15 protein-coding genes are annotated in these 14,445 nt (G+C 61.3%); 8 read left to right on the forward strand and 7 right to left on the reverse strand.

What is annotated here, in order from left to right:
- Positions 1–10 precede the first annotated feature (10 nt).
- A complete protein-coding gene (locus tag POS17_RS21945; RefSeq protein WP_060840507.1) occupies positions 11–724 on the reverse strand; it encodes a UTRA domain-containing protein in 714 nt (237 codons plus the stop codon).
- 363 nt (positions 725–1,087) lie between these two features.
- Between POS17_RS21945 and POS17_RS21950 the strand changes: the two genes are divergently transcribed.
- The 6 genes from POS17_RS21950 (at position 1,088) to POS17_RS21975 (ending at position 6,407) form a co-directional block, all read left to right on the forward strand.
- Positions 1,088–2,155 (forward strand): ABC transporter substrate-binding protein, encoded by a 1,068-nt coding sequence (locus POS17_RS21950; RefSeq protein WP_016963880.1) that lies wholly within the window; start codon positions 1,088–1,090, stop codon positions 2,153–2,155.
- Between the two features lie 136 nt (positions 2,156–2,291).
- Complete coding sequence (locus tag POS17_RS21955) at positions 2,292–3,098, forward strand: alkaline phosphatase family protein (RefSeq protein ID WP_060840508.1); 807 nt, start codon at positions 2,292–2,294, stop codon at positions 3,096–3,098.
- On the forward strand, positions 3,095–3,940 hold the full coding sequence (locus tag POS17_RS21960; protein ID WP_060840509.1) for an ABC transporter permease: 846 nt from the start codon (positions 3,095–3,097) through the stop codon (positions 3,938–3,940). Before POS17_RS21955 ends, POS17_RS21960 begins: the two co-directional genes overlap by 4 nt.
- A complete protein-coding gene (locus tag POS17_RS21965; RefSeq protein WP_060840510.1) occupies positions 3,927–4,727 on the forward strand; it encodes an ABC transporter permease in 801 nt (266 codons plus the stop codon). The genes POS17_RS21960 and POS17_RS21965 overlap by 14 nt, the downstream gene beginning before the upstream one ends.
- On the forward strand, positions 4,724–5,713 hold the full coding sequence (locus POS17_RS21970; RefSeq protein WP_060840511.1) for an ABC transporter ATP-binding protein: 990 nt from the start codon (positions 4,724–4,726) through the stop codon (positions 5,711–5,713). Before POS17_RS21965 ends, POS17_RS21970 begins: the two co-directional genes overlap by 4 nt.
- Positions 5,714–5,753: 40 nt before the next feature.
- Complete coding sequence (locus POS17_RS21975) at positions 5,754–6,407, forward strand: HAD family hydrolase (RefSeq protein ID WP_060840512.1); 654 nt, start codon at positions 5,754–5,756, stop codon at positions 6,405–6,407.
- 105 nt (positions 6,408–6,512) lie between these two features.
- On the opposite strand, the gene POS17_RS21980 is transcribed toward POS17_RS21975, so the two are convergent.
- Positions 6,513–7,475 carry an NAD(P)H-quinone oxidoreductase gene (locus tag POS17_RS21980; protein WP_060840513.1) on the reverse strand — a complete coding sequence of 321 codons (963 nt, stop codon included), beginning with the start codon at positions 7,473–7,475 and terminating at the stop codon, positions 6,513–6,515.
- A gap of 138 nt (positions 7,476–7,613) precedes the next feature.
- Between POS17_RS21980 and POS17_RS21985 the strand changes: the two genes are divergently transcribed.
- A complete protein-coding gene (locus POS17_RS21985) occupies positions 7,614–9,698 on the forward strand; it encodes a carboxy terminal-processing peptidase (RefSeq protein WP_164990745.1) in 2,085 nt (694 codons plus the stop codon).
- A 134-nt stretch (positions 9,699–9,832) separates the two neighbouring features.
- Positions 9,833–11,659, forward strand: coding sequence for a bifunctional diguanylate cyclase/phosphodiesterase (locus tag POS17_RS21990; RefSeq protein ID WP_060840515.1), 1,827 nt, complete (start codon positions 9,833–9,835; stop codon positions 11,657–11,659).
- Here the strand turns inward: POS17_RS21990 and POS17_RS21995 are convergent.
- The 5 genes from POS17_RS21995 to POS17_RS22015 all read right to left on the reverse strand — a co-directional run bounded on the left by POS17_RS21995 (position 11,610) and on the right by POS17_RS22015 (position 14,311).
- Positions 11,610–12,026: a sel1 repeat family protein gene (locus POS17_RS21995; protein WP_060840516.1), complete on the reverse strand. Its 417-nt coding sequence runs from the start codon at positions 12,024–12,026 to the stop codon at positions 11,610–11,612. The genes POS17_RS21990 and POS17_RS21995 overlap by 50 nt on opposite strands.
- Positions 12,027–12,398 (reverse strand): hypothetical protein, encoded by a 372-nt coding sequence (locus POS17_RS22000; protein ID WP_003179080.1) that lies wholly within the window; start codon positions 12,396–12,398, stop codon positions 12,027–12,029. It abuts the gene before it with no gap.
- Positions 12,395–12,736, reverse strand: coding sequence for a helix-turn-helix domain-containing protein (locus POS17_RS22005; RefSeq protein WP_060841996.1), 342 nt, complete (start codon positions 12,734–12,736; stop codon positions 12,395–12,397). The genes POS17_RS22000 and POS17_RS22005 overlap by 4 nt, the downstream gene beginning before the upstream one ends.
- A gap of 114 nt (positions 12,737–12,850) precedes the next feature.
- On the reverse strand, positions 12,851–13,306 hold the full coding sequence (locus tag POS17_RS22010; protein ID WP_060840517.1) for a YkvA family protein: 456 nt from the start codon (positions 13,304–13,306) through the stop codon (positions 12,851–12,853).
- Between the two features lie 291 nt (positions 13,307–13,597).
- Positions 13,598–14,311 (reverse strand): FKBP-type peptidyl-prolyl cis-trans isomerase, encoded by a 714-nt coding sequence (locus POS17_RS22015; RefSeq protein ID WP_016963891.1) that lies wholly within the window; start codon positions 14,309–14,311, stop codon positions 13,598–13,600.
- Between the last annotated feature and the right edge of the window lie 134 nt (positions 14,312–14,445).

The raw sequence follows: 14,445 nt of genomic DNA on the forward strand, positions 1-14,445 counted from the left end.
GCACCGGCCTCTAAAGCACGTCAACGCCGACATGAATTGCGTCATGCCGCCAGAACTCCAGATCACAATCGATCAGCCGCTCGTGCTGGTCATAGTTGACCCGGGCGATGCGCAGCCCGGGACTGCCCACCGAAACCTTCAAGGCCGCCGCCGCTTCCGGCTGCAAGGAGGTGGGCACGATCTCGAAGCGCACCCGCCCGTAATGCAGGTCGTAATGCCGGGCATAGAGCTCGGTGATCGACTGGTTCAAATCCAGCTCGAGAATGTGCGGAAAGTACTTGGGGTTCAGGTAGTGCTCCACGTACAGCACCAGCCGGTCGTCGATGCGCCGCGCCCGGCAGATCTGGATCACGCTGGACAGCGCCGGTAGCTGCAGCCAGGCGCAGACCGCCGCCGAAGCCGGTTGCAGGCGTGCCGAGATCACCTCGGTGGAAGGCACTCGTCCCTGGGCACTGACCATGGCGTGGAAGTGGCTGCGCTGCATCAGGTTGTAGGCCAGCCGCGGTGGCGAAACGAACCAGCCCCGGCGCTCCTCACGGTAGATCTGCCCCTGGGCCTCCAGTTGCAGCAAGGCCTCGCGCACGGTGATCCGGGTGGTGGCGAACAGCTCGCTGAGCTTGCGCTCGGCCGGCAGCTTGCTGCCCGGCGCCAACAGACCGTGGGCGATCTGCTCCTGCAGGACCTGGCCGATGGCTGTCACCGCTTTGGTTGCATCAATACGCATCAACGTTACCTATCTGGACTAGACCAGCACTGTTTCAGGGCAGCGCAGTGGTCGGGACAGCGCTCCGCAGCCGTGTCCAAAGCCTAGGCAATGCATATGACTGAGAGATGACAAAGCCGCCGAGCGGCCCCCTGGCGAACCTGCAAATTGCCCGCCAGATCCTTGCAGAACGGGTGTTTGCTCATGGTCTACGCTTATTTCGCAGCGCCGGACCTGCGCCCGAATCCATGCGCCGACCGTTGGCTCCGACATCAAAGTGTCATCCAACACGCCTAAATTGGCTCAGGTATTGCTGACCTAGACCAACCCACCGCAAGACCGTCGATAAAAACGCAGCGTTGAACACGCCCAAAGGAGCTTCGGATGAAACAGCTTTTCCTGGCATCACTGTTAGGCTCGACCATTGCCCTGTGCACCGCCGCCATGGCTGCTGATAACGATTTGAAAACCCTGGAAGCCGCTGCGAAAGCAGAAGGCGCGGTCAACAGCGTCGGCATGCCCGATGACTGGGCCAACTGGAAAGGCACCTGGGAGGACCTGGCGAAAACCTACGGCCTCAAGCACATCGATACCGACATGAGCTCGGCCCAGGAGATCGCCAAGTTCGCCGCCGAGAAAGACAACGCCAGTGCCGACATCGGCGACGTCGGCGCGGCCTTCGGCCCGATCGCGGTCAAGCAGGGTGTGGCCCAGCCTTACAAGCCGAGCACCTGGGCCCAGGTCCCGGATTGGGCCAAGGACAAGGACGGCAATTGGGCGCTGGCCTACACCGGCACCATCGCCTTCATCATCAACAAGAAGCTGCTGCACGGTTCCGAAGCACCCAAGAGCTGGGCCGACCTGGAAAAAGGCAAGTACAAGGTTTCCATCGGTGACGTGAGCACCGCCGCCCAAGCCGCCAACGGCGTACTGGCAGCGGCCATCGCCAAGGGCGGCGACGAGAAGAACATCCAGCCAGCGCTGCTGATGTTCGCCGAGATCGCCAAGCAGGGTCGCCTGTCCCTGGCCAACCCGACCATCGCCACCATGGAAAAGGGTGAAGTGGAAGTCGGCGTGGTCTGGGACTTCAACGGCCTGAGCTACCGCAACAAGATGGTCAACAAGGACGACTACGAAGTGCTGATCCCGTCCGATGGCTCGGTGATCTCCGGCTACACCACCATCATCAACAAGTACGCCAAGCACCCCAACGCCGCCAAGCTGACCCGCGAATACATCTTCAGCGATGCCGGCCAGACCAACCTGGCTCGCGGCAATGCCCGGCCGATCCGCGCCGAACACCTGACCCTGCCGGCGGACGTGCAGGCCAACCTGCTGCCCAACGAACAGTACAAGCACGTGACTCCGATCAAGGACGCCGATGCCTGGGAGAAAACCTCCAAGGCCCTGCCGCAGAAGTGGCAGGAAGAAGTGATCATCAACATGCCGTAACGCTGCATCAGTCGTAGGAGCCGGCTTGCCGGCGCAGGCCTGCACGAATGTGCAGACGCCTTCGCCGGCATACGCAGTGCCGTGCGGCCGCTCCTACAGGTTCCATGCGCCGCCTGATCCCGGAGTTTCCCCGTTCATGAAGCACAACGTCATTCTTGTGGTGCTCGACGGCCTCAACCACGAAGTGGCCCGACACGCCATGGGCCACCTGCAAGCCTACGTCGGCGCAGGCCGCGCCGCCCTGTACAAGTTGCAATGCGAGCTGCCGGCCCTGTCCCGCCCCCTGTACGAATGCATCCTCACCGGTGTCGCCCCCATCGACAGCGGCATCGTGCACAACCAGGTCTCGCGCCTGTCCACCCAGCGCAGCCTGTTCCACTATGCCCGCGAGGCCGGCCTGATCACCGCCGCGGCGGCTTACCATTGGGTCAGCGAGCTCTACAACCGCAGCCCGTTCAACGCCCCCCGTGACCGCCATACCGCCAACCCGGAACTGCCGATCCAGTACGGCCACTTCTACTGGAGCGATCACTACCCCGATTCCCACCTGTTCGCCGATGCGGAGCACCTGCGCCTGCGCCATCAGCCGAACCTGCTCCTGGTGCACCCGATGAACATCGACGATGCCGGGCACAAGCACGGCCTGGACAGCGCCCAGTACCGCAACAGCGCGCGCTCGGCGGACATCATCCTCGCCGACTATCTGCAAGGCTGGCTCGAGGCCGGCTATCAGGTGCTGGTGACGGCCGACCACGGCATGAACAACGACCGCTCGCACAACGGCCTGCTGGCCGAGGAGCGGGAAGTCCCGCTGTTCGTGCTCGGCGATGCCTTCAGCCTCGACCCCAACGCCACGCCCAAACAAACCGAGCTGTGCGGCACCGTCTGCCAACTGCTGGGCGTGCCCCATAACAAACCTTTCTGCCGGGAGCTGTTGCAGTGAATTCAGTGACCCGCGGCAAATGGCTGGCGGCGCTGTGCCTGGTGCCCTTTGCCCTGTTCTTCATCGTGTTCCAGATCGCCCCGCTGGCATGGGTGCTGATCAACAGCCTGCAGTCGGAAGAGTTCGGCTGGGGCCTGGCCAACTTCAGCAAGATCTTCAGTTCGAAGTTCTATCTGCAGGCCATCCAGTACAGCCTGGAGATCAGTTTCTGGTCCAGCGTGTTCGGCATCATCATCGCCGTGCTGGGCAGCTACTCGCTGCGCCGGGTGGACTCCAGGCTGCGCAACTTCGTCAACGCCTTCGCCAACATGACCAGCAACTTCGCCGGTGTGCCCCTGGCCTTTGCCTTCATCATCCTCCTGGGTTTCAACGGCACCATCACCATCATGCTCAAGCAGTCGGGGATCATTCAGGACTTCAACCTGTACTCCAAGACCGGGCTGATCATCCTCTACACCTACTTCCAGATCCCCCTGGGCGTGCTGCTGCTCTATCCGGCCTTCGACGCCCTGCGGGAAGACTGGCGCGAATCCGCCGCACTGCTGGGGGCCAGCGGCTGGCAGTTCTGGCGGCATATCGGCCTGCCGGTGCTGACCCCGGCATTGCTCGGCACCTTCGTCATCCTCCTGGCCAACGCCCTGGGCGCCTACGCCACGGTCTATGCCCTGACCACCGGCAACTTCAACGTGCTGCCGATCCGCATCGCCGCCATGGTTTCCGGGGACATCTCCCTGGATCCGAACATGGCCAGCGCCCTGGCCGTGGTGCTGGTAGCGCTGATGACCCTGGTGACCATCGTCCATCAGCTGCTGTTAAAGAGGAGCTACCATGTCTCGCGCTGAACCCGGCTCCGCCGCGCTCTACCACCGGGTGGTGGTCTACTTGCTGTTCGCCATCCTGCTGCTGCCGCTGCTGGGGACCTTTGTCTACTCCATCGCCAGCAGTTGGTCGGCCACCATCCTGCCCAGCGGCTTGACCTTCAAGTGGTACCTGCAACTGTGGAGTGACCCGCGCTTTCTCAACGCCTTCGGCCAGTCGCTGCTGGTCTGCGTCGGCGCGCTGGTGCTGTCGGTGGTCTTGATCCTGCCGCTGCTGTTCGTGGTGCACTACCACTTTCCCAAGCTCGATGCGCTGATGAACATCCTGATCCTGCTGCCCTTCGCGGTGCCGCCGGTGGTGTCCTCGGTGGGCCTGCTGCAGCTCTATGGTTCGGGGCCCTTGGCCATGGTCGGCACGCCCTGGATCCTGATCGGCTGCTACTTCACCGTGGCGCTGCCGTTCATGTACCGGGCCATCACCAACAACCTGCAGGCGATCAACCTGCGGGACCTGATGGACGCCGCCCAACTGCTCGGCGCCAGCACCTGGCAGGCGGCCTTCTTGGTGGTCCTGCCGAACCTGCGCAAGGGCCTGATGGTGGCGCTGCTGCTGTCGTTCTCGTTCCTGTTCGGCGAGTTCGTGTTCGCCAACATCCTGGTGGGCACCCGCTATGAAACCCTGCAGGTCTACCTGAACAACATGCGCAACAGCAGCGGCCACTTCACCAGCGCCCTGGTGATTTCCTACTTCTTCTTTGTGCTGGTTCTGACCTGGGCCGCCAACATCTTGAACAAGGACAAAAGCCAATGAGCTTCGTCAGCGTCCAACACCTGCAAAAGAACTACGCCGGCACCACGGTGTTCAGCGACATCAATTGCGAAATCCGCAAGGGCGAGTTCGTCACCCTGCTGGGCCCGTCCGGCTGCGGCAAATCCACGCTGCTGCGCTGCATCGCCGGGCTGACCCCGGTGGACGGCGGCAAGATCCTCCTCGACGGCCAGGACATCGTGCCCCTGAGCCCGCAGAAACGCGGGATCGGCATGGTGTTCCAGAGCTACGCGCTGTTTCCAAACATGACGGTGGAACAGAACGTGGCCTTTGGCCTGCGCATGCAGAAGGTCAACGCCGACGACAGCCACAAGCGTGTGCAGGAAGCCCTGCAACTGGTGGAGCTCAACGACTACGCCAGCCGCTACCCGCATCAACTGTCCGGCGGCCAGTGCCAGCGCGTGGCCCTGGCCCGCTCCCTGGTGACCCGCCCGCGCCTGCTGTTGCTGGACGAACCGCTGTCGGCCCTGGATGCGCGGATCCGCAAGCACCTGCGTGAACAGATCCGCAACATCCAGCGGGAGTTGGGACTGACGACCATCTTCGTCACCCACGACCAGGAAGAAGCGCTGACCCTGTCCGACCGGATTTTCCTGATGAACCAGGGCAAGATCGTCCAGAGTGGCGACGCCGAAACCCTCTACACGGCACCGGTGGATGCCTTCGCCGCGGGCTTTATCGGCAACTACAACCTGCTGTCCGCCGAGAGCGCCAGCAAGTTGCTGCAACGGCCAGTCAACGGGCGCATCGCCATTCGCCCGGAAGCCATCGAACTGCGCAAGGAAGGGCAACTCGATGCCCTGGTACGCAGTCACAGCCTGCTGGGCAACGTGATCCGCTATCGGATCGAAGCCCGTGGCGTGGAACTGGTGGTGGATGTACTCAATCGTTCGGCCGATGACCTTCATGCAGACGGCCAGCGTCTGGCATTGACCATCGATCCGGCAGCCCTGTGTGAGGTAGCCTGATGGCATTCACGCAATTGATCCTGAAGAGAGAGCGGCACTGATGGCCTTGGCAATTTTTGATCTGGACGAAACCCTGATTCACGGCGACTGCGCCACCCTCTGGAGCGAACAGATGGGCCGCCTGGGCTGGGTCGACAGCGAATCGTTCATGCGCCGCAACCATGAACTGATGGACGCCTACAGCCATGGCAAGCTGGCCATGGAGGAGTTCATGGACTTCAGCCTGGAGCCCATGACCGGACGCACGCCGCAAGAAGTCGCACACCTGGTCGAGCCCTGGGTCGAAGAGGTGATCGAACCGATCATCTTCAGCGATGCCTGCAAGGCCATTGCCGCCCATCGCCAGGCCGGCGACCGGATCCTGGTGATTTCGGCCTCGGGCACCCATCTGGTGAAGCCGATAGCGGCCCGCCTGGGCATCGACGAAGTGCTGGGCATCGAGCTGGAAGTGCAGCATGGGGTCTACAGTGGCCGCACCGTTGGCACCCTGACTTACCGCGAAGGCAAGATCACCCGTCTGCTGGAATGGCTGGATGCCGAGGAAGAAAACCTGGAAGGCGCGACCTTCTACTCCGACTCGCGCAACGACCTGCCGTTGCTGCTGCGAGTGGATCATCCGCAAGTGGTGAACCCGGACCCGGTATTGCGTGAGCACGCCGAGAAGGCCGGCTGGCTGATCCATCACTGGAAGTGACCCACCCCCAAGCTCCCCGAAGCTGGCTGGTGCAGGAGCTGGCGGCCAGCCAGCAGCCTGTCAGGCCTGACGCCCCCTTCGTCGGCAGGCCTGCTTCTACAGGGTTCAGATCAAGCTGGAGTCGATCACCAGCACCAGCTTGCCCGATACCTTGTTGGTCGCCAGTTCGGCGAAGGCGGCTTCAGCGTCCTGAATCGGGAAGGTCTTGGCCAACTGCGGGCTCAGACGCCCTTCGGTGAACAGCGGCCAGACATTTTGCCCGAGGTCGCTCAGCAGGTCGGCCTTGAACTGCTCGTTGCGGCTGCGCAGGGTCGAGCCCAGCAACTGGATGCGCTTGGCCAGAACCTGGGCCAGGTCCAATTGCGCTTCGCGCCCCCCCATCAAGCCAATCAACACCCAACGCCCATCCACGGCCAGCAATTTGATGTTGTCGGCCGCGTAATTGGCGCCTACCGGATCAAGGACGACATCGAATGGGCCGAAGTCCCGCAGCGCCTCCAGGCCATCGGTGCGTACCACACCGCCCTGGGCACCCAGGCTTTCGCAATAGGCCAGGCGATCGGCGGAACCGACACTGACCCAACACGGATTGCCGAACGCCTTGCACAATTGAATGGCGGCCGAACCGACACCACTGGCCCCGGCGTGCAACAGCACCTTCTCCCCGGGCTTGAGCGCCGCCAGTTGGAACAGATTGAGCCAGGCGGTGGCGTAGACCTCGGGCAGTGCCGCCGCCTCGACCAGGGACAGCCCCTCAGGCACCGGCAGCACATGGCGCGCATCCACCACCACTTCCTCGGCCATGCCGCCACCGGCGAGCAGCGCGCACACCCGATCGCCGATCTGCCAGGACGAACCCGGGCCGACTTCGCTGATAATCCCGGAGCACTCCAGCCCCAGGATCGGGCTGGCTCCCGGCGGCGGCGGATAAAGTCCGGCTCGCTGCAGCAGATCGGCACGATTGAGCCCCGCAGCCGCCACACGAATGCGAACTTGCCCTACATCACAGGCCGGACTTGGTTCTTCAACCCACTCCACATGACCTTCAACGCCTTGCAATGCTTTCACAGTGCCTCCATAGTGAGTCTGGACTGAGCCCGGAGCGGTAGCACCGGGCTTTTTGCATTATGCGACCGGCCCTTATGGAACCGGCGACTTCAAAGACGGCCTAATATGCGTTATCAATTGCCCCCGCGTCGAATCAGCATGAAGCATTTGTTCCCCAGCACCGCCCTCGCCCTTTTCATTGGTTTCGGCTTACTGCCGATGTCGACCAATACGTTCGCAGCCAATAGCTGGGACAACCTTCAGCCCGATCGCGATGAGGTAATTGCCAGCCTCAATGTTGTAGAACTGCTCAAACGCCACCATTACAGCAAACCGCCGCTGGACGATGCGCGCTCGGTGATCATCTATGACAGCTACCTGAAGCTGCTGGATCCGTCGCGCAGCTACTTTCTGGCCAGCGACATTGCGGAATTCGACAAATGGAAAACCCAGTTTGACGACTTCCTCAAGAGCGGCGACCTGAACGCCGGGTTCACCATCTACAAGCGTTATCTGGACCGGGTCAAAGCGCGTCTGGACTTCGCCCTCGCGGAACTCAACAAAGGCGTCGACAAGATCGACTTCAACGCCAAGGAAACCTTGCTGATCGACCGCAAGGACGCGCCATGGCTCAAGACCACCGCAGAACTCGACGACCTGTGGCGCAAACGCGTCAAGGACGAAGTGCTGCGGATGAAGATCGCCGGCAAGGATCCCAAGCAGATCCAGGAAACCCTGACCAAGCGCTACAAGAACCAACTGGCGCGCCTGGACCAGACCCGAGCCGAAGATATCTTCCAGGCCTACATCAACACCTTCGCCATGTCCTACGATCCGCACACCAATTATCTGTCGCCGGATAACGCGGAAAACTTCGACATCAACATGAGCCTGTCGCTGGAAGGCATCGGCGCCGTGTTGCAGAGCGACAACGACCAGGTCAAGGTCGTGCGCCTGGTGCCGGCAGGCCCGGCGGACAAGACCAAGCAAGTAGCGCCTGCGGACAAGATCATCGGCGTTGCCCAGGGCAACAAGGAAATGGTCGACGTGGTGGGCTGGCGCCTGGACGAAGTGGTCAAGCTGATCCGCGGCCCGAAAGGCACCCTGGTGCGCCTGGAAGTGATCCCGGCGAGCAACGCGCCAAATGATCAGACCAGCAAGATCGTGCCCATCACCCGTGAAGCGGTGAAGCTCGAAGACCAGGCAGTGAAGAAGTCGATCCTCAACCTCAAGCAGGACGGCAAGGACTACAAGCTCGGGGTGATCGAGATCCCGGCCTTCTACCTGGACTTCAAGGCCTTCCGCGCCGGTGATCCGGACTACAAGAGCACCACCCGCGACGTGAAGAAACTGCTGACCGAGTTGCAGAAAGACAAGGTCGACGGCGTCGTCATCGACCTGCGCAACAACGGCGGCGGCTCTCTCCAGGAAGCCACCGAACTGACCAGCCTGTTCATCGACAAGGGCCCGACCGTCCTGGTACGCAACGCCGATGGCCGTGTTGATGTGCTCGAAGACGAGAACCCCGGCGCCTTCTACAAAGGGCCGATGGCGCTGTTGGTCAACCGCCTCTCGGCTTCGGCTTCGGAAATTTTCGCCGGCGCCATGCAGGACTACCACCGCGCACTGATCATCGGTGGCCAGACCTTCGGTAAAGGCACGGTGCAGACCATTCAGCCACTGAACCACGGCGAGCTGAAGCTGACCCTGGCCAAGTTCTACCGGGTTTCCGGACAGAGCACCCAGCATCAGGGCGTGCTGCCGGACATCGGCTACCCATCGATCATCGACACCAAGGAAATCGGCGAAAGCGCCCTGCCTGAAGCCATGCCATGGGACACCATCCGCCCGGCCATCAAGCCCGCCATGGATCCGTTCAAGCCGTTCCTGGCCCAGCTCAAGGCCGAACACGAAAGCCGTTCGGCGAAAGATCCGGAGTTCGTGTTCATCCGCGACAAACTGGCCCTGGCACAGAAACTGATGGCGGAAAAGACCGTCAGCCTCAACGAAGCCGAGCGTCGCGCACAACATGCCGACATCGAAGCCAAGCAACTGGCCCTGGAAAACGCTCGTCGCAAGGCCAAGGGCGAAGAGCCGCTCAAAGAGCTGAAGAAAGAGGACGAAGACGCGCTGGCCGCTGCCGAGCCGGACAAGACCAAGCCGGAAGATGACGCCTACCTGAGTGAAACCGGGCGCATCCTGCTGGACTATCTGAAGCTCAACACCTCGGTGGCCAAGCACTGAAGATGATGGCAATTTAATTCGATCGCTCCCCGGATCGTCATTAAACAGTCATCATTCTGTCGTGAAATAAAGGACCGGGCGCCGCTCTTGAACTGGAGCGGCGCCCGGTCCTTTTTTCATCGACAGAGATCGCCATGACCACGACCGAACAGCTGAGTGCATTGAGTTCAATCCTGGCTCAAAGCGGTTTGCACAGCCTGTTCCAACCGATCATCAGCCTTTCCGAGCGGCGCATCCTGGGTTACGAAGCCTTGAGTCGCGGCCCCTCCAACAGCCCCCTGCACTCCCCTGTCGCCCTGTTTGCGGTGGCACGCCAGGCAGGTCGCCTGAGCGAACTGGAGATCGCCTGCCGCCACAGCGCCTGCAAACGCTTCAGCGAGCAGCAACTGCCCGGCAAACTGTTTCTCAACGTCTCCCCCGAATCCCTGCTGGAAGCGGCCCACCAGCCCGGGCGCACCCTGCAACTGCTGCAGGACTTCGGCATCCCGCCGAGCCAGGTGGTGATCGAACTCACCGAACAGACGCCCATCGACGACTTTCAGCTGCTGCAGAATGCTCTGCATCACTACCGCGACATGGGATTTTCCATCGCCCTGGACGACCTCGGCGCCGGCTATTCAAGCCTGCGCCTGTGGTCCGAGTTGCGACCGGATTATGTGAAGATCGATCGACACTTTATCGATGGCATTCATCAGGACGCGCTCAAACGCGAGTTCGTCGGTTCGATCCTGCAGATCGCCAAGGCTTCCCGCGCCCAGGTCATCGCCGAAGGCATCGAGATGTTCGAGGAGCTGGCGGTGCTCACGGAAATGGGGGTCGATCTGGTCCAGGGCTACTTGCTGTGCCGGCCGCAGGAGCAGCCGCCCCGTGATGCGCGGACGATGATGCCCAAACACGACAACCCCAGCGTGGCGCTCAACGACGAAGGCAGCGATCTCAGCGCCTTGCTCAACGAGCAACCAGCGGTTGCCCGCAATACGCCCACGGCCAACGTCCTGGAAGCCTTTCGCCGGCAAGCCAACCTCAATTCCCTGGCTGTTCTTGACGAGCAGGGCCAGCCCTGCGGGATCGTTCATCGACATTCACTCTCGGACGCCCTGCTCAAACCCTTCGCCACCGACCTGTTTGCCCGCAAACCCATCAGTCGCCTGATGAACGATGATTTCCTCGCCGTCGAACTCAGCCAATCCCTGCAGCAGGTCAGTCGCCTGATCACCAGTCGCGCACGACAACGCATCGAGGAAGACTTCATCATCACCCTCAACGGCCAGTACCTGGGACTGGGGCGGGTCATAGACGTACTCAAGCTGATCACCGAGCTGAAAATCCAGCAGGCTCGCTACGCCAACCCCTTGACCCTGCTGCCGGGCAACGTCCCCATCCAGCAGTGCCTGACGCGCTTGCTACAGCAGGGACGGGAATCGGTGATCTGCTATGTGGATATCGACAGCTTCAAGCCCTTCAACGATATCTACGGTTACGGCCGTGGCGATGAAGTGCTGCTGTGCCTGGCTCAATGCCTGAATGATCGGGTCGATCCCAGCCGCGACTTCGTCGGGCATATCGGCGGCGATGACTTCTTGCTGGTGCTGGGGCCGGAAGACTGGCGCAGGCGCCTGAATCAGTTACTGGACGACTTCCACAGTCAGTGTCGGCGCTTCTATCGCAGCGAACACCTGGAAGCCGGCTGTTTTATCGCGCCCAACCGCCAGGGCGTGCGCCAGGAATTTCCCCTGCTATCGCTGTCTATCGGCGTGGTGCACCTGTATTCGGAGGCCTGTGGACAACTGGACTCCAGTCAGCTGGCAGAACTGGCCTCCCAGGCCAAGCATCACGCCAAGAACGTCCAGGGCTACAGCATCCATGTGATCGACAGCCTGGATGCCGCAGCCAGCCTGGGAACGCACTCCCTCAATGAGCCGCTGCGGGATCAGCCGATTGATCGAGCTGCATCAGTTTGAGCTCCGCAAGAGGATGACCGGCCTGCGCCGAGAGCCGCCACCAACGGGCGGCCTCGGCCGCATCGGGCGCCTTGCTGGGCGAGCCGGCCAGACTGATCACACCGAGCTGATAGGCCGCTTTGCCGTCACCCGCCAATGCCGCCAGGCGCAACAGGCGCTGACCTTCCTCACGCGCACCCAGCCCTTGTCCGCGAAAGGTCAGGATATGCCCATAGAAACTCTGCGCAGCGACGTTACCCAGATTGGCCATGCGCGCGAACTGCCCTTCCATCCAACGCCAGATACGGGGTTGACGGATAAACCAGGGCCAATGAAACAAGCGGCGCGCCAGCCAATAACCGAGACGCGCCTTGAGTGGCAGGAACATTCAAGCCTCCGCTGATTCGGGGTATTCGTACTCGAACACACGCACCACCTCCGAGGCGTGCCATGAAGCGGCAGCCACCCCGTCGGAAGGCCCGGAAAAACGTCCCAGGCGCTCGACACACTCGAAGAATCCGGTCCGCGGCAAACGACTGGCGCCCTGGCTGATCACCAATGAGCTGCGCAGCGGCTGTTCGGCCCGGGCATCCAGGGCCGCCAGGTGCTCCAGAGCGGCCGTCAAGGTCTGCATCGCCGGACTGGGCAGTTGCAATCGCTCCAGCAGCGCACGATAGGTTAAAAGGTGACGTTGACGACGGGCTTGATCCAGCTCACCCAACAGCCCATCCCAGTGCTGACGACTGATCCTTACACTCACGATTGCTCCCTCCACCCCGGCACCGTCAATTCCCAGGCCAGGCTGCGGCGAATCGCAGCGTCAGGGTGACGCTCGCCACTTTCAATCAGGGCCAGGTAAGACGGACTGATACCTACTTTGCGGGCCAGCGCCTCGATGGCGATGCCCTTCCCTTCGCGCAGATTGCGTAATTGATCCAGGCCCGGAAGACTCTGGGCCGGTGGCGCTGCCTGAGACGTAGCGCCAACATGCGATAGTGGTTCGGTGAGGCCTGCGGCTGTCAATAAAGCTTGATACTGAGCCCACGGCAGAACCGCGTATTCGGGCTCGCCATCGCGTTCAATAATCTGAATATCCATTACTACCCCGTAGGACAACGACACTTATCGAGTCGGACTTTTCCTTTGAAGTGTAATCCTAACAGCGGCTGCGGTCGCGGGGAGCATGATTGTTGAACCTGCGAGTCAATCGACTCAATTTTGCCGTGGCCCCTCCAACCGCAGCTGTTCCGGTGTATCCGGCAGACGTTCGACTACCGCCAGCTTTTCCGGCCGCTGCCGGCCACGCCAGGCGCGGAAGGCGCTGAGCTCGTCATCCAGGGTCTTCATCAGCCAGGCCAGCACGGCAATGTCGTCGAGCATGCCGAACACCGGGATGAAATCGGGAATCGCATCCACCGGACTGAGGAAATACATCAGCCCCGCCACCACCGACAACAAGGACTTGGCGCTGATTGCCTGATATTCGCCTCGCCAGTAAGCCAGGCATAACGCCTGGAGCAGGCGCAGGTCCTCTTTGACCTTGCCCAAGCGCCCTCCCTGAATCGCCCCCTTGCTGGCGACAGCGAACAATAGCGTCGGCAAACGACCGCGGCTCAGCAACCGGCCCGCCAAAGGCAGGAAGCGAGCAAAGTTCCAGGGTGTTTTCATCATCACTCCCACTGAAATGTTATCCACACAAATTGTGGATAACCTTGTGAACAGAGCTATTTTTCACGGCTGAAAGCCCCGTCTCACAAGGGCTGAGCTCAGATCGGGCGTTTTTTACTCACATAAAAAAACCCATAATTTCATTGACTTGGCAGCCCTCAACGACTACCCGCAGCTGACAACCCGTTCTGACCACCGGCGAGGCCGCAGGTTCGGATTAATTGCCAGATGAGCCTTGCAGAAACGACAACGCCCCGTAAAACGGGGCGTTGCTTCAGGCGCAAAGACAGGTTACTTGGCGGCGTCCTGCTTGGCTGGATCCTTGATCCCCAGCAGTTCCAACTCGAATACCAGCACCGAGTTGGCCGGGATCGACGGGCTTGGGCTCTGCGCGCCATAAGCCAGATCGCTAGGGATGTACAACTTGTACTTCTCGCCTACGTGCATCAGTTGCAGGCCTTCAACCCAACCAGGGATCACGCCGCTGACCGGCAGATCGATCGGGCTGCCACGCTCAACCGAGCTGTCGAACACGGTGCCGTTGGTCAGGGTACCGGTGTAGTGAACGGTGACCACGTCAGTCGGCTTTGGCTGAGCGCCATCGGCCTTCTTCAACACTTCGTACTGCAGGCCGGAAGCGGTGGTGGTCACGCCGGCCTTCTTGCCGTTTTCTTCGAGGAATTTCTTGCCGGCAGCCGCCGACTCTTCGCTCATCTTGGCCATACGCTCTTCAGCACGCTTTTGCAGCGCGGCAAAGGCTTCGACCAGTTCTTCGTCTTTCAGCTTCTGTTCTTTCTTGCCGACGGCATCTTCGATGCCCTGGGCTACGGCTTTGGAATCCAGGTCATCCATGCCTTCCTGAGCCAGGCTCTTGCCCATGTTCAGGCCGATACCGTAGGAAGCTTTTTGCGCCGGGGTTTTCAGCTCTACGCTGGTCTGCGAATCACAACCCGCAAGTACCAGGCTAACCAGGGCCACCGCCGCCGCCAACCGATGCTGTTTCATGCTATTTCCTTGTTCATGCGCCTAAAGGGCAATCGAATAAAGCCGCGAGCTTATCAGGCGACCACGACCAATGGCTACCGGCGTAAGAGTAGTAAATGTCCGATAAGTTCACGTCTTTAAACACGTTTTTGTGC

This window comes from Pseudomonas sp. Os17 (assembly GCF_001547895.1).
GTDB lineage: Bacteria > Pseudomonadota > Gammaproteobacteria > Pseudomonadales > Pseudomonadaceae > Aquipseudomonas.